At 62.0% G+C, this 22,465-nt stretch carries 20 protein-coding genes and 1 pseudogene; 12 read left to right on the top strand and 9 right to left on the bottom strand.

From position 1 onward, the window contains the following. Positions 1 to 857: SdrD B-like domain-containing protein (locus OK351_RS15085; RefSeq protein ID WP_306349492.1), on the top strand; the 857-nt coding region annotated here is incomplete at its 5' end. A gap of 584 nt (positions 858 to 1,441) precedes the next feature. Further along, a pseudogene (locus OK351_RS17975) lies at positions 1,442 to 2,122 on the top strand (RNA polymerase sigma factor); the annotation flags it as partial. A gap of 722 nt (positions 2,123 to 2,844) precedes the next feature. Here the strand turns inward: OK351_RS17975 and OK351_RS17970 are convergent. Further along, a complete protein-coding gene (locus OK351_RS17970; RefSeq protein ID WP_371931464.1) occupies positions 2,845 to 3,018 on the bottom strand; it encodes a hypothetical protein in 174 nt (57 codons plus the stop codon). 1,074 nt (positions 3,019 to 4,092) lie between these two features. Here OK351_RS17970 and OK351_RS15075 point away from each other — a divergent pair. After that, positions 4,093 to 4,485 (top strand): DUF3817 domain-containing protein, encoded by a 393-nt coding sequence (locus tag OK351_RS15075; RefSeq protein WP_265160619.1) that lies wholly within the window; start codon positions 4,093 to 4,095, stop codon positions 4,483 to 4,485. A gap of 42 nt (positions 4,486 to 4,527) precedes the next feature. On the opposite strand, the gene OK351_RS15070 is transcribed toward OK351_RS15075, so the two are convergent. Next, positions 4,528 to 5,265 (bottom strand): DEAD/DEAH box helicase, encoded by a 738-nt coding sequence (locus OK351_RS15070; RefSeq protein ID WP_265160617.1) that lies wholly within the window; start codon positions 5,263 to 5,265, stop codon positions 4,528 to 4,530. A gap of 608 nt (positions 5,266 to 5,873) precedes the next feature. Here OK351_RS15070 and OK351_RS15065 point away from each other — a divergent pair. From OK351_RS15065 to OK351_RS15055, 3 genes are all read left to right on the top strand, one after another. Continuing rightward, positions 5,874 to 7,607 carry an ATP-binding protein gene (locus OK351_RS15065; RefSeq protein WP_265160614.1) on the top strand — a complete coding sequence of 578 codons (1,734 nt, stop codon included), beginning with the start codon at positions 5,874 to 5,876 and terminating at the stop codon, positions 7,605 to 7,607. Positions 7,608 to 7,774: 167 nt separating this feature from the next. Then, positions 7,775 to 8,071 carry an antibiotic biosynthesis monooxygenase family protein gene (locus tag OK351_RS15060; RefSeq protein WP_265160612.1) on the top strand — a complete coding sequence of 99 codons (297 nt, stop codon included), beginning with the start codon at positions 7,775 to 7,777 and terminating at the stop codon, positions 8,069 to 8,071. Between the two features lie 520 nt (positions 8,072 to 8,591). Next, positions 8,592 to 9,617 carry an Ldh family oxidoreductase gene (locus OK351_RS15055; RefSeq protein ID WP_265160609.1) on the top strand — a complete coding sequence of 342 codons (1,026 nt, stop codon included), beginning with the start codon at positions 8,592 to 8,594 and terminating at the stop codon, positions 9,615 to 9,617. Positions 9,618 to 9,630: 13 nt separating this feature from the next. Here the strand turns inward: OK351_RS15055 and OK351_RS15050 are convergent, their stop codons facing one another. Then, positions 9,631 to 10,608 carry an alpha/beta hydrolase gene (locus OK351_RS15050; protein ID WP_265160606.1) on the bottom strand — a complete coding sequence of 326 codons (978 nt, stop codon included), beginning with the start codon at positions 10,606 to 10,608 and terminating at the stop codon, positions 9,631 to 9,633. A 132-nt stretch (positions 10,609 to 10,740) separates the two neighbouring features. On the opposite strand from OK351_RS15050, the gene OK351_RS15045 reads away from it, so the two are divergent. The 6 genes from OK351_RS15045 (at position 10,741) to OK351_RS15020 (ending at position 15,864) form a co-directional block, all read left to right on the top strand. Further along, positions 10,741 to 11,832: a nucleoside hydrolase gene (locus OK351_RS15045; RefSeq protein WP_265160604.1), complete on the top strand. Its 1,092-nt coding sequence runs from the start codon at positions 10,741 to 10,743 to the stop codon at positions 11,830 to 11,832. A gap of 122 nt (positions 11,833 to 11,954) precedes the next feature. Next, positions 11,955 to 12,761 carry an ECF transporter S component gene (locus tag OK351_RS15040; RefSeq protein WP_265160602.1) on the top strand — a complete coding sequence of 269 codons (807 nt, stop codon included), beginning with the start codon at positions 11,955 to 11,957 and terminating at the stop codon, positions 12,759 to 12,761. 10 nt (positions 12,762 to 12,771) lie between these two features. Beyond that, the gene (locus tag OK351_RS15035) at positions 12,772 to 13,509 is read left to right on the top strand and encodes an energy-coupling factor transporter transmembrane component T family protein (RefSeq protein ID WP_265160600.1); all 738 of its coding nucleotides are present in this window, start codon (positions 12,772 to 12,774) and stop codon (positions 13,507 to 13,509) included. Further along, positions 13,509 to 14,900 carry an ABC transporter ATP-binding protein gene (locus OK351_RS15030; protein ID WP_265160598.1) on the top strand — a complete coding sequence of 464 codons (1,392 nt, stop codon included), beginning with the start codon at positions 13,509 to 13,511 and terminating at the stop codon, positions 14,898 to 14,900. The genes OK351_RS15035 and OK351_RS15030 overlap by 1 nt, the downstream gene beginning before the upstream one ends. Positions 14,901 to 14,996: 96 nt before the next feature. After that, positions 14,997 to 15,452, top strand: coding sequence for a hypothetical protein (locus OK351_RS15025; RefSeq protein ID WP_265160594.1), 456 nt, complete (start codon positions 14,997 to 14,999; stop codon positions 15,450 to 15,452). A gap of 124 nt (positions 15,453 to 15,576) precedes the next feature. Then, the gene (locus tag OK351_RS15020) at positions 15,577 to 15,864 is read left to right on the top strand and encodes a type II toxin-antitoxin system ParD family antitoxin (protein ID WP_265160591.1); all 288 of its coding nucleotides are present in this window, start codon (positions 15,577 to 15,579) and stop codon (positions 15,862 to 15,864) included. Positions 15,865 to 15,969: 105 nt separating this feature from the next. Here the strand turns inward: OK351_RS15020 and OK351_RS15015 are convergent, their stop codons facing one another. The 6 genes from OK351_RS15015 to OK351_RS14990 all read right to left on the bottom strand — a co-directional run bounded on the left by OK351_RS15015 (position 15,970) and on the right by OK351_RS14990 (position 22,404). Next, a complete protein-coding gene (locus OK351_RS15015) occupies positions 15,970 to 17,202 on the bottom strand; it encodes a glutaminase (RefSeq protein WP_265160589.1) in 1,233 nt (410 codons plus the stop codon). Positions 17,203 to 17,490: 288 nt separating this feature from the next. Further along, positions 17,491 to 18,348, bottom strand: a complete 858-nt coding sequence (locus tag OK351_RS15010) for a substrate-binding periplasmic protein (protein ID WP_265160586.1) — start codon at positions 18,346 to 18,348, stop codon at positions 17,491 to 17,493. A 73-nt stretch (positions 18,349 to 18,421) separates the two neighbouring features. Further along, positions 18,422 to 19,078, bottom strand: coding sequence for an amino acid ABC transporter permease (locus OK351_RS15005; protein WP_265160583.1), 657 nt, complete (start codon positions 19,076 to 19,078; stop codon positions 18,422 to 18,424). Continuing rightward, positions 19,078 to 19,725, bottom strand: coding sequence for an amino acid ABC transporter permease (locus OK351_RS15000; protein WP_265160581.1), 648 nt, complete (start codon positions 19,723 to 19,725; stop codon positions 19,078 to 19,080). Before OK351_RS15000 ends, OK351_RS15005 begins: the two co-directional genes overlap by 1 nt. 7 nt (positions 19,726 to 19,732) lie before the next feature. Continuing rightward, complete coding sequence (locus OK351_RS14995; RefSeq protein ID WP_265160578.1) at positions 19,733 to 20,524, bottom strand: amino acid ABC transporter ATP-binding protein; 792 nt, start codon at positions 20,522 to 20,524, stop codon at positions 19,733 to 19,735. 890 nt (positions 20,525 to 21,414) lie between these two features. Then, on the bottom strand, positions 21,415 to 22,404 hold the full coding sequence (locus OK351_RS14990; RefSeq protein WP_265160575.1) for an Ldh family oxidoreductase: 990 nt from the start codon (positions 22,402 to 22,404) through the stop codon (positions 21,415 to 21,417). Positions 22,405 to 22,465: the final 61 nt, after the last annotated feature.

Raw genomic sequence — 22,465 nt, 5'->3', positions numbered from 1 at the left:
TTGATCCGACGGAGCCGACTGAGCCGTCCGTTGATCCGACGGAGCCGACTGAGCCGTCCGTTGATCCGACGGAGCCGACTGAGCCGTCCGTTGATCCGACGGAGCCGACTGAGCCGTCCGTTGATCCGACGGAGCCGACTGAGCCGTCCGTCGATCCAACAGATCCAACTGACCCATCGAAGCCGAAGGTTTCCCTGGGCGATTACGTCTGGTTCGACAAGAACAAGGACGGTTTGCAGGATGATGACGAAGAGGGCATCGAAGGTGTCGTTCTGAAGCTCATCGGTCCTGATGGCAAGGAAGTCCTGGACATTTACGGCAATCCAGTTGGTCCGACTACGACCGACAAGGACGGCTACTATGTCTTCGAGAATCTTCCTCCGCTAGGCGAGGGTGAGTTCTACACAGTCGTGATCGATAAGGAGGGCTCTCAGGAAGCTTTGGAAGGTTATGTGCCGACCAAGGAAACCGAGGGTAACCGGGAGAAGGATTCATCGACTTGGGAAGCCAAGTCTGAGAATCTGACCGACGATGGTGACCATGATGGCACGCTGGACTTCGGTTTCGTGCTGCCAGATGAGGAGCCAGAACCTGAGCCAACTGATCCGGTTGAGCCTGAGCCATCCGAATCGACCGATCCGGCTCCTTCGGAATCGACTGATCCGGTTGAGCCTGAGCCGTCCGAATCGACTCCTGAGCCGACTAGCTCGGAAGATCCAACCAAGGCACCAGAGCAGAAGGAAGAAGGAGAGTTGGTTAATACCGGTTTCGCAGCACTCTCGATTCTGCTCCTGGGTTCGCTCCTGGCAGCAGCAGGTGTGTCGATCACTCGCCGCAACCGCCGTCGCCATGGCTAACAGCCATCGATAGCAACTGAAAACTGAGCGCCCGGCTCCCCCTTGTGGGGAGAACCGGGCGCTCAGTTTTTTCGTGTGTATCGGGAGCTTCCGAAACCAGTGGGGCTCTGGCCTCGTTTTTCGCACTCATAAATCTGTGTGCAGAGTCACTGGAGGCAGGGGCTTGAAAAACTTTCCAACATTTCTTCAGAAACCGCGTCACGATCCACTAGCTCACGACTCTTAACTGATGACAGCGAAATACGGAACATCGTGAAAACCTGTTGTTCACTCGATATCACGTTTAGACGGTAGTCGCTGTTGCCGCTGCGAGCGGGACGCGATTACTTGGCGATCGTATGGGTTGGATTCATGGGGGGTTCAACGCATTCGATCGCCAAGTTAGCGAACCAAATCGATGGCTGACGGGTGATAAGGTGCGTGAACGTTCGCATCAGGAAGCCGAAGATGAAACAGATCTTTCGTATTCTCATCCGCCTCGGTATAGTTTCTGACGTAGCTCATCTGCTGGTTTCCGTTAAAGCGCGGAACGGGCAAGTGCGTCAGGTGACTGCATCGGACCTCGACATCATTTGGGAACGTATGTGGCAATAGAATCTGATATCGGATCAGCTGGACCCAGTGATGCCGAGTTGATCCAGGGCGTCCGAAAAGGGAGCCTCGAATCGCAAGCCAACCTCTTCAAACGTCACCAGCAGGTTGCCCTGTCTGTCGCCCATCGGCATACCGACAATGTCGCGGAAGCCGAGGATATCGTGTCCGAGGCATTCCTTCGGGTATTCAACCTTGTCTCGCAGGGCAGGGGACCGGCGGAGTTCTTCCGTGCCTACCTATTGACCGCGGTCTCCCGGGAAGCTTTCTCCCGGAACAAGGCCGCATCGAAAAGCATCGTTACCGATGACATTGCGCAGTTCTACCCCGAAGACTCCAACTCGGATGATGTGCTCAAACGCGCCGAATCGGCAATAGTCGTCAAGGCGTTCGAATCCCTCCCGGAGCGATGGAAGGCTGTGTTGTGGCATACCGAGGTCGATGAGCTCCCGCCCCGACAGGTTGCCCCGATTCTTGGTATGACGGCCAATGCAGTCTCTGCCCTGGCGGTACGTGCCCGTGAAGGGTTGCGCGAGGCCTACCTGGCCGCACATCTCAACGACTCCGCGGACATTCCGACGGATTGCGCAGGAATTCGCGAACAATTGCCGCGATACGTCAGGGGCAAGGCCAACACCCGCGAAAGGCGTTCGGTCAAGACCCATCTGAAATCCTGCCCTTCGTGCAGCCTGGTGTACCTGGAGCTGGATCAGGTAGGCAACATGGTTCGCGGTATCATCGTTCCCCTCGTCCTTGGGGGAACAACGGCCACGGGACTGCCCGCGGCCGGTGTGCTGGCCGGGGCAGGAGCAGCCTCAGGTGCATCCAGTATGGGATCTTCCTCCTCTGCGGCCTCGACCTCAGGTGGTGTCCTGGGAGGAGCAGGAAGTAGTGCCGTGGCGGTGACCGCCACAGTGGCCTTGACCGTGGTAGCGGTGGTGGCTTCCGCTATTGGCATCACGTCTCACCTGCGGGGCAAGTCCGATGCTGACAATCCAGTCGCAGCAGCAATCGAGCCAGCAGGCCCGACGGGGACTTCGCCCGTTCAGCCAATGGACAGCTCTGACGCCCGGGCCAGCGGACAGCCTGATACTTCCAATCATTCGGACACCGGGCACCACCTGATGTGGGAACTGGAACGCAGTGCACAATCGAATTCGGCTGCACCTACTGACTCTCAGGACCATGCGTCTGCGCCCACAACGGGTACGGAGGATCTGGCGCCTCTGGTCGCCGAGCCAGATTATTCGCAAACCCCTTTGGCCAATCCTGCGCAGCCAGGTGACGCTGGAGAAGGATCTGCGCACGAGGCTGCAGATGAAGCCACTCCAGAACCCACCCGGATTCCTTCCATCAGTCCCTCCCGGAGGCCGTCCCCGTCCCCGTCGGAGCAACCTCAAGTGGAACCGTCTGCAGGGCCCGGGTTGGAGCCTTCGCATGAGCCAACGGGTGAACCAACGGTGGAGCCGTCAGAAGAGCCTCCTGTGGATCCAACGGTTGCACCTACCGCGGAGCCAACTCTGGAGCCATCGAGCGGACCGACTGTTGGCCCTACTGCGGAGCCGACAATCAGCCCAACAGTTGACCCGACCCAAGAACCGACGGTTGAGCCGACGATTGAGCCTTCGGCTGAGCCGACTCAAAAGCCGACAAGCGAACCACCAGTTGACCCGACCGAAGAGCCTTCGTTGGAGCCGACGGTTGAGCCTTCGCCTGAACCCACGTTTGAACCGACTGCGGAGCCGACTCAAGAGCCGACAAGCGAACCATCAGTTGACCCGACCGAAGAACCGACGGTTGAGCCGACCGAAGAGCCTTCGTTGGAGCCGACCGAAGAGCCGACAAGCGAACCATCAGTTGACCCGACCGAAGAACCGACGGTTGAGCCGACCGAAGAGCCTTCGTTGGAGCCGACGGTTGAGCCTTCGCCTGAACCCACGTTCGCACCGACTGCGGAGCCGACTCAAGAGCCGACAAGCGAACCATCAGTTGATCCGACGGAAGAGCCGACGGTTGAGCCAACAGTTGAACCGACGGAAGAGCCGACGGTTGTGCCAACCGCTGAACCTACGGACAAACCTACCGAAGAGCCGTCCGAGGACGGTGGGGAGCAGCAGATAACCGTACCCGAAATCAGCCTTTCCCGTGTCACCGGAGGTCTGACACCGAAGTACGAGTTCGCCATCGACACCAGCGGCATGACCGCTGGTGATACGTACGAACTGCAAGTCAAGACTGACGGCGCCCTGTGGGGCTGGCTGCAGGTCAGCCAGCAGTGCTCGACAATGTCGTCGAACTGGCGTGATGCTCGGATTCAATGCACGGCTGATCCTGATGCCGAAGCCCTGGTCACGTTGACGGTGCTGAACTTCCTGGATGAATTGACGGTTTCCTTCTTGCAACCGGGAAGCGAAGATCCGATCTTCGAAATCGTCATTCCCCGGTAGTTGAGTGGAACCCCGGAACCCGTCTGCCATCCTGCTTTGGAACTTGCGGAGGAGTCGAGCAACGGGAGTCGAGAAGATCAATCGCGGACATGCAGAATGGTGTGTCGTGCGTTACCAAGGAACCCTTTCGCCTCTGAAGTAAGGCTATGCTTAGCTGGAGTCACTGACCAGTCACGAAGCCATCCAAGGAGCCCAAAATGACCGCCGTTGAATCTGTCGTTGATGTCAAAGGCAGAGAGTCGATGGCGAACAGGGGCTCATTGAGATGGCAAAGTGGTGCCCGCTCGATCTTCCGGGTCGTATCGTTTGTCGAGTGCTTCACGTGGGTGGGCATGCTCACCGGGATGGCCTTCAAGTACCTGATCAACGGCAACGGCATTGGCGTGACGATCTTCGGCTGGGCACACGGTATTACCTGGCTGTGCTACCTCGCAGCCGCATTGTTTGCCGCCGTGACCTTCCGGTGGAAGGTCTGGGTCTTGCTCATCGGTTGGGTTTCCTCGACCCTGCCGTTCCTGACTTGGCCTTTCGAACGCTGGATGTTGAAGACCGGCCGAATCGATGTGGATGGTAGCCATGAACCGGGTTGATAGCCCCAATCCCCATGCCAGTGACACTTGTGCCGACGGCAGTCAGTCGCCGGCCAACAGTGCCGTTTGGTTGGCCATAGACAGGTTGAAGCCACGCTTTCGGATGACATGATGGCGGCGACGGGCCATGGCCTCGAAAACGCCGACGTTCGAGTCTACGAAGTCATGGATCTGGATGACTCGTTCCGCATCATCGGTGCGCTGAATCCGTCCGATCAATTGCTCGATCTTTCCCTTGAAGCTGACCGGTGAAACCAGGAACAGGGTATCGAGCCCTGGCAGGTTGAACCCCTCGTCGGCGATTTTGTCCGAGGCGATGACCACGTAGGCGAAGCCGGCAGCATCAACCAGCTGCAGTGTGCCGGTGACCTCCTGCCGTTCCTTCTTGCCCAGCTTTCCGTGTAATCCAATCACCGGTGCCTCGATCCCCGCTTCCTGGACCAGCTCGGTGAGGCTGTGAATGTGTTGCGTCCGGTTCGAGAGCACCAGGCAGTGGCGCCCGTCGCTCAGTTCGGCCATGATCAACTCCACGATCTGTCGGTTCCGCTGCTCATCGTGCGCGATCTCGTTGCACAGCTCCTGCATCCCCGCGCCGTCCGTCTCATGGGATTCGGGCTCGAAGTCGGTGTGGTGGATACGCAGTTCACGGGTGGCGGCCAAGGGCGAGTCCAGGTCGTAGCGGATCGGACCGCACTGCATGGTGATCAGCCCGTTGAGCTCATCGGCGCGGTACGGGGTGGAGGTCAGCCCCACCCACCGGGCGGCATTCACCTGTCCCACTGCCGCCAAGGTGGACGGTGCTGTGGACTTTCCGGCGCACGGGTCTGCCGTGACCCTGGGCGTGGAACCTGGGCCATCGGGAGCCCGGGGCGGCAGCCTGCTTCGTCCTTGCCTTCGGTGAAGCCGGCAGTCCCAAGGAACAATGAGCGACGTGGTTGGCAATCAGGGCAGGTCGCACAGGCTTTCGATGTTCTCGTTGAACCTGTGGCCGTTGTTGGCGCAGCCAGGTGAAAACCTGTAGACCTCGAAAGACGCTATTGGTGCCGATACACGACAGGCGGCATGGTTTGACGTATGCCGAACACCAGGGCAACCGAGGGTTTGTTCCCGTCACTTCACAGTCACTTTGCCACTGTGTTCATCAGTGTTAAGAGTGATGCTATCAGTGAACAAAGTGATGGCGAGGTGATGCGGCTAGAAATGACGGATTGGTGGGCAGGAACCGCGTTGAAACTGACGCATAAATGATTTCTGACATGGTTATTTATTGACAAGTAAAGCTCATGCCGCGCGGGTTGGCAGTGAGGGCCTGGTCCCGTTGGCGGCTTTCATCAGTGATGGCGTCACTATGGAAAGTGATGGCATCACTGATGATTATTCGATGATCAGTGGGTACAATTGAATCGTCGGTGATCTATGGAAGGTATGCGATGGATGGCGAGTCGTTGCAGTCGATCGTGGGTGAACTCCGGCAGCTAGGCAGTGATACTGCGCGTGTGGAGGCGAAACGTACGATCCGGAAAATCGGCGACAGTATCTGGGCGACAGTCAGTGCTTTCAGTAATACTGCCGGGGGGATCATCATCCTGGGGCTGGATGAGGCCAATGGGTTCTCGACCTCGCCAGATTTCGATGCTTCGCAGATTATCGATCAGTTGAAAGCGGGGTTAAGGGGCCCTTCGGCCAAAGTTCTTCCGCAACCAAGCGCAACCCTGGACCAGTTCGTCTTCGAGGGCAATCAGGTGGTGGTATTGGAAATCGCGGAGTTACCTGCTGCGCAGAAACCGTGTTTTGTCGTTTCGCGAGGCAAGGAAAACGGCAGCTTCGGGAGGATGGGAGACGGGGACCACAAGCTCGGAACGCATGAGGTTTACCTGCTTTCCAATATCGAGAATGTCAGTCGAGAAGATTACGCTCCGGTTGAGAACGCGAAAATGGACGATCTTGATCCAGTACTTGTTCGAAAACTCATTGACAGGGTGTCCTCTCGAAGGCCGCGTGCGGTAGTGGGAACCTCGGGGCAAACAGAAATCCTGCGCAGGCTTCAAGTCCTCGCTACCGATACTGAGCATCCTACGCTTGCCGGGTTGCTCTCCGTGGGTAAATACCCGCAGCAGTTCTTCGGGCAGCTGATGATTAGTTTCGCAGCCTATCCAGGTAAATCCAAGGAGGATATGACACAGGGGACGGGGCTCGTTGACAGTGCAGTCTTGGAGGGCGCTATACCCGACATGGTTGATGACACGGTCAAAGTCGTCTTGCGCAATCTGCGGCATCGACGTGTGATGCGAGGTGCAGGAGCCGAGGAGGTTCCGGAAATCCCCGTCGAAGCGTTGCGAGAAGCAGTGGTGAATGCGGTAACCCACCGCGACTACAGCTCGTACGCTCAAGGAGATCAGGTGCGGGTGGAACTGTATTCGGATCGTTTGGAGGTATATAGCCCAGGCGGCATCTGGGGACGCCGGATCGAAAGCATAGACAATGGCATGTCTCGCTCCCGGAACCAAGTACTGTCCAAGCTGTTGACCGATGTGGAATTTCGAGACCGTTCGGAATCAGTCTGTGAGAACCAAGGTTCCGGAATCCCGCGTATGCGCGGGGTAATGCAGCAAAGTGGGCTCCCTGCGCCAGGGTTCCGAAGTTCCATTGCCCAGTTCGTGGTAACCCTTAGTCGCTATGGCCTGCTGAATCCGGATATGCTCCGATGGCTGGCCGACCTTCCGGGAGGGGAACGAAGCAATCTGGAGGATCAGACATTGGCCTTGTTGCACCATTTGGATTCGGCCAGCCTGGATGAACTCCGGCTGCAGTTGGGTGTTGACACGTCGGAGCAGCAGGTAGCGCTGCAGCGGATGGAACGACTCGGGTTGGTCGGCTACTCTCCCAGCGAGGGGCGATACTTCCTGCAAGTTCACGCTCAAACCAACCTCAGTGAGCTGGAACGGGCTGTCGTGGATTTGCTCGAGAAGCGCTCGGAGCTGAATGTTCGCCAGATCAGCGTTGAAACGAGGCGTTCGGTGAGCCATCTGCGACCGGTATTGCGTCGAATGGTGGACAATGGCCTCATTGCGCCCACAGCTCCAGCCACCAGTAAACACCGTGCGTACCGGCTGGCGCAGTAATCCATACGAATAGATACATCAACGTCCAATGGGTCTGGCGGCTACCTGTTCCGGGCCTACGGCAGACGATGACGCGATGCACGGCTTCTTCACGCCATGGGGCGTAGGCTGGTGCCGAAGCGTCAAATATCCCGGAACCAGCCGGGCGCGGAAAGGAAGAAACCAGCATGTCGATTGTCGTCATCAATGCACTGAAGGTTCCCGGTGAGGCTGGCCCGGAGCTGGAGAAGCGTTTTGCCGCACGCAAGCACTCGGTGGATGGTTCCCCGGGCTTCGAGGGCTTCAAGCTCTTGCGCCCGGTGGCGGGCGAGGACCGTTACTTCGTTTTCACCCAGTGGGCCAGCCGTGAGGATTTCGAGAACTGGCGGGCGCAGCGTTCGGATGCGGCTCATGCCGGAGGAGATGCGAGGAAGCCTGTGGCGAGCAGCGCGGATCTGATGGAATTCGAGATCGTAGAACTCTAACCAGGACGGTGCCCGGAGATCGCTGCTGCGGGCACCATCTTGTTGTTCGCTATCCCGTCAATGATGCGGCAATAGCCTAGTCCAGCGTCAAATCCACCGTGGTGTCTCCTCAGTCTCAATCGTCGACCAGGGCGAGGAAATCGTCTGAATCGGGCGCGACCACAGTCACCTCGACCCCGGTATCCGTCAGGCGCTTCAGCGGACTTTTCTAGCCGTCCTGCCCGATGGTGCGGCTATGTGGCACTTCTTCTCGTTGGGTCGCATCGCAAGTGTCGCATTCCGTTCTTAACAACAAGTAGCGTTCAGGAACTGTTCCCTCATGGTGCAGCAGAACCATGTGCTTGGCGATGACGGACCACCGTGGACGACACCCCGGGGCGACCTCCGTACGCCAAGGATGCCGGTGGCACGGGAGGTTACCCCGTGCTGTGGCCGTCCGGGCGCCAAGTTGAATCCCGGCGCCCGGTGGGGCAGTATCCGTAGAAACCAGCGATCGACGAACCGGACACGAGGAGCGGCAGTGACCAACGTAACCCAGCAGGTAAACGAGACGAGCTTCTCCTCCCTTGACTTGCGCGATTTCACGGTGCGCAGCATGCGCGCCGTGGGTGCCAGCCAGACGGATGCGGAGTACATGGCCCACCACCTGCTGGCCTCGGAACTGGCCGGCCACCCCTCGCACGGGTTGCGCAGGCTGCCGGAATATGTGGATCGTGCCGCCGACGGGACCACCAACGCCGCGGCCCGGGCCACCATCGAGAAGGACACCGGGGCACTGGTGACCCTGAACGGGAACCGCACCCACGGGCACTTCGCGCTGCGTGATGCCACGGTGCTGGCCGTGCAACGGGCCAAGGACCACGGGATCAGCGCCGTCACGGTACGCAACAGCGACTTTGCCGGACGTTTCGCACCCTTCTGCGAGGAGGCCGCAGAGGCCGGGGTCATCACCCTGGTGTTCGGCAACAACAACGGGTCGCTGCAGTCGGTGCTACCGCCGGGCGGTACCCAGCCACGGCTGTCCACCAACCCAATTGCCGCCGGGATCCCGCGGGCCCAGGCACCGCATATGGTCATCGATTTTGCCACCAGCGCCGTGGCCTCGGGGCGCCTGCACTTCGAGAAGGATGCCGGCTCCGAGGTGCCCGGGGAATGGACGGGAGCCGGCGGGCATCTCAAGCCATTCGGAGGATTCAAGGGATTCGGGCTCGCCTTGCTGGTAGAGGCTCTGGGCGGTGCGCTCTCCGGCTCTCAGACGGTCTCGGCCCGGGAGAGCGAACAGGCGCAGGGCACCTTGATCATTGCCTTGGACGTGGCGCAGCTGCGCGATCTGGACGATTACACCGCGCAGGTGGAGGAGTTCATTGCCCACGTGAAGGACACAGAGCTGGAACCCGGAGCCCGGCCTGTGCGGGCACCGGGGGAGAATGCGCCGACTGCCGAGCAGCTGGCCGAGGACACCACGCTGAGCCTGAATTCCACCACCGTAAGTGACCTTCGCCGGATTGCACAGGAATTGGGTGTGGAATTACCGCAATCGCTGTAACGGAATCCCGGTCTTACCGGCCGAGCGTCTCCGCGAAGTCCACGCTGGCCCGGGAGATCTCCTGACGGGCCTGATCTCGGCTGATTTCCGGGCTGCCGTCCCCGTTCTGCATTCCGTAGTCACCAAAGAAGGAATGGATGCCACCGGTGATTTCGAGGTACCCGGTATCCACCGGAAGCGACGACGTGGAGGCCTCGATCTTCTGCGGGGTAGCCAGCCCGTCCCCGGAACCGGAGATGGAGAGCACCGGGAGACTGAGCCCGCTCAAATCCGTGACCGGATAGGACGCGAACAACAGCAACCCGCGCACCGGATGGCCAGGTGAGACGTGGAAGGCCTCCGCGTCATTGGAAGCCACGACCCCACCCAGGGAATGCCCGCCAACCACCCAGCTTTCCACCTGGTCGAATGATGAGCGCACCGCAGCGAAAGCGTTGGTGGCCAGAAAGCCGATGCCCAGCGGCTGTTTCGGGATGACCACGGTATGCCCGTTCTCGGCCAGCGGCCGCAGAACCGCAGTATAGGCGCGGGCATCAACCCTGGCGCCGGGCTGGAAAAATACCCCCAAGTGGCTGCCGGGTTCCACCGGCTCCAAGACGATCCGGGTCGCCGTTTCGGTCACCGTCACCTGATGATCGGAGACCATGGCCGAATGCGCGGGCTCGAGAGCGGAGTAGGGTGCCAACCACCACACCGACGCGAACACGAGTACGGAGCCCAGGGCCCCGGCGGTGCGCAACACGAGGTGTCTTCGGGGCGAGGAGACTTCGGTACGCCAAGCCCGGATGGCGACCAATGAACTGGCGAGAAACACCACGGCCAGCAGCACCAGGTACATCGGATGGCCGTGCAGCAGTGCGCCACCGGAAGCAAAGCCTGCTGCTAGGCAGACGAGCACTCCCAGGACGGAAACGATTCGCACGACCCAAGCCAACAGGGTGCTGGCCGGGTTGGAGGAGAGGGATTGATCGCTTGGTTCTTGCGTAGTCATCACAAGGTTTCAGTCTAGTTGAGTTCGCCGAGGTGGAGCACGGCTTCGGCTACGATGATGGGTGCCGGCCTGCCGGCGGAGCAGCGCGCGGCGTGCTCCCCGATTCACGTAGCGATTCCCGAAGGGACATCTATGACTGCTAGCGACAGTACCGGGCACACCCCGGGCTCCGAACCGGTCCGCCTGCTGATCGACAACGATACCGGGATCGATGACGCGCTGGCCCTGGCCTACCTCTGTGCCTGCGAACACGTGCAGATCGTGGCGGTGACCAGCACGCCGGGCAACGTGGATGCCGAGGCGGTGGCCGCCAACAACCGCGCCCTGCTTGCACTGTGCGGGCGGCCCGGGGTGCCGGTGCTGATCGGTGCCAGGGCGCCCTTGCAGGTACCGCTGGTGACCACCGAGGAAACCCATGGCCCGCAGGGGGTGGGTTACGCGACGCTTCCGGATCCGGGCCCGGGACCGGACGCGGATTTGGATGCCATTGACTACTGGATCGAAGCTGCCCGGGCCGAACCCGGCCAACTGACGGCCCTGCTTAGTGCCCCGCTGACCAACTTCGCCCTCGCCCTGCGCCGTGAACCGCGACTCCCGTGGTTGCTGCGCCGGGTGGTGATCATGGGCGGGGCCTTCTACTACCAGGGCAACACCACGCCAACCGCCGAATGGAACACCCACGTGGATCCGCATGCGGCCGCCGAGGTCTATGCCGCCTATACGGCGGCCGCAGCCGCCGGGTTGGAGGAGGCGAAGCTGCCGATCGTGTGCTCCCTGGATACCACCGAGCGCTTCGAAATGCAGCCCGACTTCGTCCACCAGCTGTCTCTCGCCGCCGGAGGTGAACCCGAGCAGGTGCGTGCCGAGGATGAACCGGGAACCCGCAGCACCGCGGAAAACCGGTTGCTGCGCTATCTCAGTGACGCCTTGCGTTTCTATTTCGAGTTCCACCGCGACTACGACCAAGGCTACATTGCCCACGTGCACGACTACTTCGCCGCCGGCATTGCCGCCGGAACCCTGGACTACCAGGCCCGGGCCGCGAACGTGGATGTGGAAACCGGCTCCCGGCTGCTCTTCGGCACCACCGTGGCCGACTTCCGCGGCCTGTGGGGCAAACCCGCCAACGCCCTAGTGGTCACCGGCAACGACCCAATCGCAGGGTTCGCCGAGCTGGGAACCCGGCTGGCCGCCCTGGCCAGGGCGGTGGACACAAACTCCTGACCGCCACCACCAGTGGGCTATAATCGTCTACCGGGTCGAGGTGACATAGACCCGGATCCCCGTGCGCCCGCGAACCATGTGGGCGGACCTGCGTAACACCCACACTCGAGGACTTCCTGAGCATGTCACCACACCTGATCCTGGTCGAAACAAGCGACCGTCACCGGCAGCGCGGACGCCTGCTGACCACCATCGGAACCGTACTGCTGATCGGCACCTACCTGATGCTGGTCACCACCCAGCCCGACGGGCTGGTCGACGGGCTGGGCCAGGGGGTGGCCCTGGCCACCTTCGCCGCCTACCTGGCCGCCGCCATCCTGCTGCTGGCTGCGGTGCTGCCGGATCTGCCGGTCTCGACCCTGACCCTGATCCCCGTGGCGCTGGCACTGAATATCCTGCTGGGCCAGCTCGTCGGCTCGGTGATGATCCCGCTCTACCTGGACTCGATCGGCACGGTCATGGTCGGTTTCCTGGCCGGACGCCGGGCCGGGGCGGCTACCGGCGTGCTTGGCACCCTGATCTGGTCGCTGTTTTCCCCCACCGTGCTGCCCTTTGCTGCCGGGGCCGCGCTGGTCGGGTTCCTGGCCGGGACGGCTGCCCGCTTCGGTGCGCTGCGCCGGGTCTACCTGGCTCCGGTGGCCGGCCTGTTCTCCGGGGTAGTGGTCGGGGTGATCTCCGCCCCGGTGGCGGCCTTCGTCTTCGGCGGCACCTCCGGGGTGGGGACCGGTGCCGTGGTGGCGGCCTTCCGCTCCATGGGGGATTCGCTGCTTTCGGCCGTCACCAAACAGGCGCTGCTGTCGGATCCGGGGGACAAGGCCCTGGTCTTTCTGCTGGCCGCCCTGCTGGTCTACGCGCTGCCGGGGCGGTTGAGCGGTGGTTTCGACTTCGTGCGCCGCTACCGTGTCCTGGGCCAGCGCGGAACCAGGTAGGACCCACCGAATGGCCGGCAGCAGCCTGCACCCGTTCACCATCCTGGCCGTGGCCGCCGCCGTCGTGGCCACCACCACGGCGGCGGGTATCTGGTGGATCAGCGCTGCGGTGATCACCGGGTGCCTGGTCCTGGCGATCCGGGCACACTGTGCCCGGAAACTGGTGCTGCTCTCCTGCGCCATCATCCTGCCGGCCTTCACCTCCCAGCTGCTGATCCATGCGGTGGCCGCAACCCATGGAACCCGGATCCTGCTGGCCGCCGGCCCGGTCACGATCACCGCTGAAGGACTGGGACTGGCCGCTGCGTTGGGGCTGCGCACCGCGGTGCTGGTGGTGGCCGGGATCCTCTGTACCCTGCTGATCGACCGGCACCAGCTGGTGGCGGCCATCGACCTGTCCAAGGCGCCACCGCAGCTGGGCTACCTGGTGGCGGCCACCCTGTTCCTGCTGCCCCAATTGGCCGGGAAACAGCACGCCATCGGCCAGGCGCAGCAACTGCGCGGTGTGGATGCCGGGTGGTTCCAACGTCTGCGGCTGCGGAGCGTGCCCCTGGTCCTCGGTTCCTTGCAGGATGCCGCCATCCGTGCCCCGCACCTGGCCGCCCGCGGCTTCCCCGCCACAGGGAGTCGCACCCGGTGGCGAACGGTCCCGGATTCACCATGCCAACGCCGGATCCGCTACGCCGCAGTGGCCTGCACACTGCTCGGTCCGCTGGCCATACTCGCCCCGGTCTGGATGGGAGCCTGATGGGCAGGAGACAAACCACGGCAGCCGTATCCCTGGAACTGGAGGGCTTCCGTTACGGTTCGGCACCCGCCGATGCCCTGCACGGGATCAGCCTGCAGTTGCCTCCCGGCTCGCTGACCGTGGTCCGTGGGGCCTCCGGGGCAGGGAAAACCACCCTGGGGATGATCCTGGCCGGAATGCTCCCGCGCCCTGGAATGGACACGATGACCGGGCACCTGGAGCTGGCCGGAACACGGATTGGCTACACGCCGGAACACACCCCGCGCATCGACCCGGCCGGCTGGGCTACACAGGTCGGCCTGCTGCCCCAGGAGGCGGGGCACTACCTGTCGGGGATCCGTGAAACCGTGGCCGAGGAACTGGCCTTCACCCTGGAGAACGCCGGGGTCCCGGCACCGGATATGGCCCACCGGGTCGAGCGGATCGCCCGGGACTTCGATTTGGAACACCTGCTGCAGCGTGATCCGGCCCGGCTTTCCGGTGGCCAACAGCGGCTGGTGGCCCTGGCCGCGCTCGCCGTGAACGAGTCGAAGGTCCTGGTGCTGGACGAGCCGCTGGCCGGATTGGATGCCCGGGCCACGGCGTTGGTTCTCGACTTCATGGATCGGTTGCGTCGGAGGGGGTGCACGCTGCTGGTGCTGGCGTGTACCACGGGAGTGCTGGATCCCGATCTGGTGCTGGATCTGGAAGACGGGACACTTCATGCATCCCCAGGCGGGGACGCTCCGTACCCGGTCACAAAGCGTGGATCCGTTACCCCGGACGCGCCGGTGCTGCTGGAGTTCCGGGATGCGGATCTGGGGTACAGCAGCGGTACCTCAGTCCTGAAGGATTTCGAGCTGTCGGTGAGGGCCGGCGAATGCGTGGGGCTGTCCGGGCCCAATGGTGCGGGAAAAAGCACCGTGCTCAAGGCCGCGGCCGGGCTGCTGGACTGCCGGTCCGGAAGCCTGCGGGCCACGGATACCGGACTACTCCTGCAGAACCCCACCGACCAGCTCTTCGAACGTACAGTGTTGCGGGAGGTGTCCTTCGGTCTGACCAAACGCGGGCAGCTGCGGCAGCAGGTACCGCAGGTGCTCGAGCAGCTGGGACTGGCCGATGTGGCGGAAAGCCACCCGTACGAGCTGCCGGCCTCCGCCCGCCGGTTAGTGGCACTGGCCACGGTGCTGGTGCGTGAGCCGAAGGTGCTGTTGCTGGACGAGCCGACCGAGGCCCTGGACCAGGAAGGCATCATACGTCTGCTGCAGGTCATTGACGGGATCCTGGAGGTCGGCGGTGCCGTCCTGTTCACCTGCCACGACTGGAGGTTCATGGAAGCGACCGCCCACCGGGTGCAGCATCTGGGCGGAAACGGGCCAAGGGGACGGGACCGATCGCCGACCACGGGTTGAGTGATCTTCCCCGGGATCGCTCGTGCGGTTGAGGTTCTGGGCCTATGGGCGTGGATACAGTGGAAGCTGCGGACCCACACCACCCAAAGGAAACACATGCGCATCACTTCAGCCACCAAGGTAGTCATGGCCGCATCGGCAGCAACGGTTCTGGCGCTGGGAACCACCGGGTGCTCGATGGTTGAATCCGTCCAGAAATCCACGGCGGATGCCTGGTCGGTCACCTACGAGCTGACCGGCACCGGGGACACAATCAACGGGATCGATAATGTCGGCTACCTGGAGGCTGCCGGGCGCGGGGAAGACTCGGAATTGATCACCGAGGGTGCCGTCGCCACGACCAATGATGCCGATGCCCAGGACACCGCACACTGGAGCATTAAGAGTATCGTGACCGCGGAAAGGGACGCCGCCATCAGCGCAACCCCGCGCGAGGGCGCTCGGCTGACCTGCCGGATCCTGTTGGACGGGGAACGCGAGATTGCCACCGCAACCGCAGGACCGGGCGAAACGGTGGAATGCCAGGCGAACACCCCGGCATTCGATGACTAATGCTGGTTCCGGGCTTGCTGGTGGAATGCGAGCCCTCCAAGCGGGGAACTGACAGAACCTAATCAGGATGATGGCATATCCAGCCATCCCGATTCATCATGGGTGAAAGTATCTTGGAGGAGTAGTGCCTACTCGATATGTCGTTCCAACTGACCATCAACATGATCTGATCACTTTGCTGGTGGACTCCGGAAGGTACCAGAACGCCAGCGAGGTACTGCGCGAGGGTCTTCGCCTCGTCGAACAACGCGATCAGGAACAAGCGCTTAAAATCGAGGCGTTACGCAGGGCCATCGACGCGGGGTTGAAGGATTTCGACAAGGGTCGTTTGACGGAAGTTCCGGATGGACAGATTTCGGATTTCGTTAAGGCGCTCGGGAACGAAGCACACGGTACCGCAACGAATCTGTGAAAGTGCGGCCACGATCGGACTACCGACGTGTCTGGCCTGGTGCGTGATCATACCCGGCCAAGGATGAAGTCAATACCAGGGAAGCCAGCCGTTTGGTTGCTCGGATTACGGGGTCTCCGGGTAGGTGCCATCACCCAGATCGGGATCCGCCAGGGCCTGCAATGGGTCGTCGAGGAAAACCCGGCGGCCGTCCAGCCGCAGCCGGCGAAGGCCTTCGAGCGTCATCCGGCGGGCGACATCGGTGAACGAGTAGACCCGGGAAATATCGACATGGACTTGTCCGGTCGCCGTGGATTCGGCCATCAGATCCAGCAGTTCGGCCGCTGCCGTGAACTGCACGTTGCCCTGCAGGGAGAAAACCTCCCGGGTTCCCTCGCGCTGCACCCCGACCACATCCAGCCGCCCGTGGCTCGGGGCGAACAGGTGCATCCCCATATCGGAGGACAGGCGTTCAAAGGCACGCTTGGCGCGCTGGCTGTTGCCGTGTTCATCAAGCCGCGGGGAGAACGCCCCGATGCCCACCTGGTCGGGCAGCACCCCGACCAATCCGCCGGCCACCCCGCTCTTGGCGGGGATACCGACCCGGGTCAGCCAGTCGCCGGCGCCGTCATACATTCCGGCCACGGCCATCACCGACATGACCTGGCGGGCGGTGGCCGGATCCATGATCCTTTCGCGGGTGCGCGGCTGCACGCCGCCGTTGGCAAGGGTCGCGGCCATCATCGACAAGTCGGTGACGGTCACCAGGATCGAGCACTGGCGGGTGTAGCCGGTGACCACCTCGTGCGGATCATCGGCGAGGATCCCGTAGCTGCGCAACATGTGCGCCATGGCCAGGTTGTGATCCGCCGTCTCCAGCTCGGAGACACAGACGTTCTCATCGACCCGCAGCTGGCGGCCGGCCAGTTGCGAAAACAACCGGAGCGCCCGGTCCACCCGGGCCTCGGGGTCCGCATCCGGGCCCACGAGCAAGCCGTGGGCAGTGATGGCCCCGGCGTTGATCATCGGGTTCCGTGGCCGGTTGGTACCCGGTTCGAGGGACAGCTCGTTGAAGGCCTCCCCGGAGGGCTCCACCCCGATGGAGGCCAGCACGGTGGGCAGTCCGCGGTCCATGATGGCCGCGGCATAGGCGAAGGGCTTTGAGATGGACTGGATGGAGAACTCGGCTTGCGCATCCCCGGCCGCGTAGGTGCTTCCGGTGGCCGTGGTGACGGCCATGGCGAACAGATCCGGGTTGGCGTTGGCCAGTTCCGGGATGTAACCGGCTCTGGCCCCGCTCGTATCCCCGCGAAGCGAATCGAGCAGTTCATCGAGGTAATCGGGAATCGGGGTTTGCATGGAGCGCATCCTCGTCGTCGGCGGTGAACCGGATGAAAGTCCCGGTATTTCCAACGTAGCGCCTCATGAATCCCCGGACTAGCAATGGCACGGGGTGATCCGGCGGAAACCGGAGCCCATGACGGCACCCGCATCGAACGGCCCGTCTACCACTGGAGTACGACGTCGTGCGAGTTCGAGTGTGGCCGCTGTTGTATCCGGTGGATAAACAGCGGCCAGCCGAGAAGCCAAGTTCCGGGATCCGGCCCCCGTCGGGGATAAATGCGCTCGCCGTCCCGCCGGCATGGATCACAGGGCGTTGGGTTCACCGACGTCCGCCGTGGAGGCATCCAGGTTCCACTTGGTCACGATCTGCTCGATCGTCCCGTCTTCCTGCATGTCGATGATCAACTTGTCCAGCGTTTGCCCCAGGGCTTCGTTGTCCTTGCTGACCGGGAAATTTACCTGGCCCGACTTGGCGAACTCCGGCACCTGCTCGATCGGGGTCACGTCGATGACCTGCGCACCTTCGACGGGATTGTCCTCCAACCGGGCGGTTGCGGAGATACTCGCGGCGACCAGCGCATCAATACGGCCATTGGCCAGGTCCCCGTAGATCGACTCGTCGTCCTGGTAGATGACGAAGTCGTTGCCCAGCCATTCGGCAAGGCTGGCGTTGAACAGGTTTCCGGCCACCGAGCCCACCTTGTGGCCCGGCAGCTCCTCGGCCGTCAGGCCCTTGGTTGACACCACGCCATTCGGGCTCAGGTAGGCGGGCGCTCCCAGGCGCATGATCTTTTCGCGTTCCTGGGTGCGAAGCCAGCTGCCCGCCGGAATGTCCGCGCGTCCGGTCTGTACCGAGGGAATCGCGGCATTGGCGCCACCGGCCGAATCCACGGTGAGGGTGACACACTGCCGCTTGGAGATCTCGTTGAGGATGTCCCCCTCGACCCCGGACAGTTCATTGCCGTCGATAATGGTCAAGGGCGAGAAATCGTAGGTGGCGACCGTCAGGGTGCCTTCGGCCACAGTGGGAAATTCCTCGTACACGGGAGTGCAGTCTTCGGGTACCGTGCTGCTGCCGCTGGCACCACAAGCGCTCAGCGAGGTCGCGGCAATCACGGTAAGCAGCAGTCCGCGACCGAGGTTTTTGGCATTGCGAGTCATGTTGTTTGCCTTTCGGGCTAGATGGAAAATGTGGGATGGAGCCGGATCCGCCGGGGATGGCTGGTGGCTATGGCTAAACCAGATGCCGGCTCAGCCGGACTTCGAGAAGCTTCACCAGGGCAAGGAAGAGCCAGGTGATCAGCCCGTAGACGATGGCGGTAAGAGAGAAAACACTGAGGTAGCGGAAAGTCATGGAGCTGATCTCATAGGCCTTGGACATGAGCTCCGGAACCGCGATGACGAAGGCCAACGCGCTTCCCTGGAAAACCAGCACGGCCAGACCAGCCAGCGGCGGCGTGGAGATGCGTAGGGCCTGCGGCAGGATAACCAGGCGGAACCCGGTCCATCGCGAGAAGCCGGAGGTGAGCGCTGCTTCCTTTTGTCCACGGGGGACGGCTGACAGCCCGGCGCGGAAGTACTCCGAGGCGTAGGCGCCCGCATTCCACGACAGTGCGATCACGGCTGTGGTCATCGACGTCAGGATGACGCCCATGTCCGGAAGGCTGAAGTACAGCAAGTAGAGCAGGACCAGCGCCGGAAGGCCCCGGCCCACCTCCACGATGAGGAACGAGATCCAGCGAAGTGTGGCCAGCCGACTTTCGGCCATGGCCGCCAGCAGCAGGCCGAAGGGGAATCCGAAGAACAGGGCCATTCCCGTCAGCTGCAGGCTGATGGCCACGCCCGGGCCGAGTTGCGGTAGCCAGGCTATCCAATCGTTGAGGAAAGACATTATGCCACCCCCGTTTTCTGCCGAAGCCTCACGTGGATCCGCCGGGAGATCACGGCGATCACCAGGCTGAGGATGATGTACAGGGCCCCGGCCAGCGCAAAGGACAGCAGACCCTGATGGAGTTGCTTGGCGCTTTGCTGGGCGAAGTAGGTGATCTCGTGGACACCGATGGTCGAGGCCAACGCGGAGTCCTTGAGCAGACCGATCGCATAGGTGGCAATCGCCGGCAGCGCGACCCTGAAGGCCTGGGGCGTGATCACCCAGCGTGCAGTGGTTAGCTGGCCCATCCCCAGTGCGTGGGCGGCTTCGCGCTGTCCGACGGGAATGCTCAGCAATCCTGATCGGTAGATCTCCGCCATGAAGGCCGAGGCGATGACCGAGAACCCGACGATCGCCGCCTCCAGTGTCGAGAGCTTCAGCGCGAACTGGGGCAGTCCGAAATAGATCAGGAACAGCCACGTGATCGGGGGGATAACCCTGACCACATTGACGTAGGCGGCAACCGCCAAACGTAGCAATGCGAACCGTGATTGTGCGCCGGCGGCAAGGAAGAGACCGACGATTCCTCCGAAGAACAGCGATGCCGCAGTGATGTAGAGCGTGAGACCGATGCCCTTGGAAACGGTCAGGAAGATGTCCAGTATCATCGTCCCACTACCGATCCAGGACGGCTTTGAGAAACTGCCGGGTGCGCTCATGCGAAGGATCCGACATGACCTGTTCGCTGGGGCCGGTTTCCAGCACCCCGCCGTTGCCCATGACCATGATGCGGTCCGAGACATCCCGCGCGAAATGCATCTCGTGGGTGACGACGAGCATGGTCATCCCCTCGTCGGCGAGATCCCTCATGACGGCGAGGACTTCGAGGCCGATTTCCGGGTCCAACGCTGAGGTCGGCTCGTCGAACAGCATGACACTGGGGGACAAGGCAAGCGCCCGGGCAATCGCGATGCGTTGCTGCTGCCCACCGGAGAGCCGGGCAGGGTATTCCTTTGCCTTTTCCGGAAGCCCGACGCGTTTGAGCAGCGACTGGGCGACTTCCTCCGCCCGGTCCTTGCTCGCCCGCAGGACCTTGCGTTGCGGCAAGGTGATGTTTTCCATGACGGTGAGGTGCGGGAAGAGGTTGAAGCTTTGGAAGACCATACCCGTGACCTTGCGCAAGTGGTCGAGACTTGCCTTATCGGGTCTCGAGTCGTCAGCGCAGACTCTGGCCCCGCCGATGGTTATGGTTCCTTCCGTAGGGACCTCCAGGTAATTCAGGCAACGGAGGAACGTGCTCTTGCCTGCGCCCGAGGGACCGATAATCGAGACGACCTCTCCTTCCTGCATTTTCAGGTTCACGTCGGACAGGACCTTGTTCGAACCGTAGCTCTTGCCCAGATGCGAGACATGGACTCCGCCAGAAATCGGAATCGGGGATGTTCTTGTTCCCAGGTTTAGTGCCATTTTGCTACCCTTCGTGCGAATTACGGGTTTCGCGTTCAACACGCGATACACCCAGCATTGCTATTTTTCGAGCGTCGAGCTGTGCCAACTACCACGGTCCCTGAATCGAAAACCTGTCTGGTTTTCAAGGGGAAGTTGTTGTCTTGACTTGCCGTGTTGCTCATGGCCGGTGAAGCCCGGACCGGCAGCCAGGTAATTCACGGATAAATGATGGAAGACGGTGCAAGTGCGTTGTATTCATCTGATTCATTGGTAATCCCATTCTTACCGTCCGAGTGTTGGCCACACCGGGCTGCGAGTTCCCGGGCGCAATAACGTCCCGCATTTCGCGGGTTTGCTGTGACGAAACTCTAACCCAACTTAACCAAAGTTGTCTAGATCACATTTTAAAGTTGTCTGATGTTTTGGGGAATTCGAACTGCAGCTCAGCCGAGGCCGGTCAAGCGGAAAGTCCAAGGTGAAGTAGATCGAGAATATCCTTGCTGAACTGCCGTTGCTAAAAGAGAGTTGCGTGTGACAACTGGATATTTTGAGCATGACAACTCGGGGTCTCGACATCTGCTCGATGAAGGGTCCGGGGAACCGGCGGCGCCTCGTGGGTCGGTGCTGCCGTGCCGTCCCAGCGACAGCCGTCCCGGGCGCAAGGCGGCTGTGGGCTTCCAGCACGTGGGGTTGCCGAAGCCGCTGTGACGGAAAGGGACCCTGCTCCGTGTACGTTCGGTAGACCGTGGGGTCCGGGGGTATACGCCAATGGTTGGGGGATGTACTTGGCTCAGCACCGTGCCGTGACCGAAGCGGAAGGTCACGGCCCATCAGTTCAGTGGCGAGCAGCCATTTTCCCCGGAGATGACGGACAAAGGAAAGGGCTCGGCGCCGGGCCGGCCGAGTTTCTACCGGGCCAGTTCCCCAGCCCGTGCGAGCAGCTGGTTGTAGTCCTGCTCGTCGACCATGCACGTCCCATGGGTCCGTTGGCTGCGGGCATCTCCCGGGAACCGCATCCCGTGCTGGCTGCGCAAACGGTCCACGTGCTGGATAACCCGCTGTGGGTACTGCGGGTCGAAGACCGTCGGATCGATGGCAACCAGGAACATCCCTATCGCCGGGCTGCGCTCACCCGAGTTGAATGAGCCCGCATCCAGCGACCAGCTGCCACCCGACAGGGTCGCGAGCATCTCGACCATCAGGGCGATGTTAGTACCCTTGTAACCGCCGAACGGAAGTAGGGCTCCCAGGAGGGCTTTGTCCGCGTCAGTGGTCTGGATGCCGTACTCGTCCACGGCCCAATCGTCGGGGATAGGGCGGCCGCTACGCGCAGCCTCGCGGACATTGACCATCGCCGTTTGGCTTGAGGCCTGGTCGAAGACCAGGGGCGGCCGGTCCGGGCCTTGGGGGACGGCGAATGACAGGGGGTTCGTTCCCAGTACGGCGTTTTTGGTTCCCCCGGCGGCCATGTGCGCCGAGGAGTTCCCGACAACGAGACCCACGAGTCCTTCCTCCGCGATGCGTTCGGAGAAGTATCCCAGCGCACCACCGGTGTAGCTGTTATTGATGCTCAGCACCACGAGACCAAGCTCGTGGGCGGATCTCACCAGATCGCCGAGCACCCGGTCGAAGGCCACGTGCGGGATTCCCTGTCTGGCATCGGCGAGATAGACCGCGGGCGTTGGGGTGCTGATGACCGGATCGGCCATTCCATCGATCCGGTGGGCCTGGACCGCATCCAGGTAGTCGAAGAAGTGCTGGATTCCCAGCGCGTCCTTGCCTGCTTCCTGCGCAGCCACTGTCGCCCGGCCGAGGGCCAGACCCAGTTCCCTGCTTGCACCGGCGGCGACTGCCGCCTTTGCGCACAGCTCCAGAATGTCTTGTGACCGGTGGTCCATTTATTGCTCCTCGGATCTCGCACTAATTACGGTTGGGCTGGCAGCCATCGGTGATGGCCGA

The sequence above is a fragment of the Glutamicibacter sp. MNS18 genome (genome assembly GCF_026107515.2).
In the GTDB taxonomy this organism is placed as follows: domain Bacteria; phylum Actinomycetota; class Actinomycetes; order Actinomycetales; family Micrococcaceae; genus Glutamicibacter.
Note: the sequence above shows the minus strand (reverse complement) of the source record. Positions and strands in the feature narration are given on the sequence as shown.

Bases quoted from the DNA above. Each gene is read 5' to 3' on its own strand.
- OK351_RS15010 (WP_265160586.1), bottom strand. From the start codon at position 18,348: ATGACTCGCAATGCCAAAAACCTCGGTCGCGGACTGCTGCTTACCGTG.
- OK351_RS15030 (WP_265160598.1), top strand. From the start codon at position 13,509: ATGGGCAGGAGACAAACCACGGCAGCCGTATCCCTGGAACTGGAGGGC.
- OK351_RS15075 (WP_265160619.1), top strand. From the start codon at position 4,093: ATGACCGCCGTTGAATCTGTCGTTGATGTCAAAGGCAGAGAGTCGATG.
- OK351_RS14990 (WP_265160575.1), bottom strand. From the start codon at position 22,404: ATGGACCACCGGTCACAAGACATTCTGGAGCTGTGCGCAAAGGCGGCA.
- OK351_RS15000 (WP_265160581.1), bottom strand. From the start codon at position 19,725: ATGATACTGGACATCTTCCTGACCGTTTCCAAGGGCATCGGTCTCACG.
- OK351_RS15050 (WP_265160606.1), bottom strand. From the start codon at position 10,608: ATGACTACGCAAGAACCAAGCGATCAATCCCTCTCCTCCAACCCGGCC.
- OK351_RS15035 (WP_265160600.1), top strand. From the start codon at position 12,772: ATGGCCGGCAGCAGCCTGCACCCGTTCACCATCCTGGCCGTGGCCGCC.
- OK351_RS15040 (WP_265160602.1), top strand. From the start codon at position 11,955: ATGTCACCACACCTGATCCTGGTCGAAACAAGCGACCGTCACCGGCAG.
- OK351_RS15005 (WP_265160583.1), bottom strand. From the start codon at position 19,078: ATGTCTTTCCTCAACGATTGGATAGCCTGGCTACCGCAACTCGGCCCG.
- OK351_RS14995 (WP_265160578.1), bottom strand. From the start codon at position 20,524: ATGGCACTAAACCTGGGAACAAGAACATCCCCGATTCCGATTTCTGGC.
- OK351_RS15060 (WP_265160612.1), top strand. From the start codon at position 7,775: ATGTCGATTGTCGTCATCAATGCACTGAAGGTTCCCGGTGAGGCTGGC.
- OK351_RS15015 (WP_265160589.1), bottom strand. From the start codon at position 17,202: ATGCAAACCCCGATTCCCGATTACCTCGATGAACTGCTCGATTCGCTT.
- OK351_RS15045 (WP_265160604.1), top strand. From the start codon at position 10,741: ATGACTGCTAGCGACAGTACCGGGCACACCCCGGGCTCCGAACCGGTC.
- OK351_RS15025 (WP_265160594.1), top strand. From the start codon at position 14,997: ATGCGCATCACTTCAGCCACCAAGGTAGTCATGGCCGCATCGGCAGCA.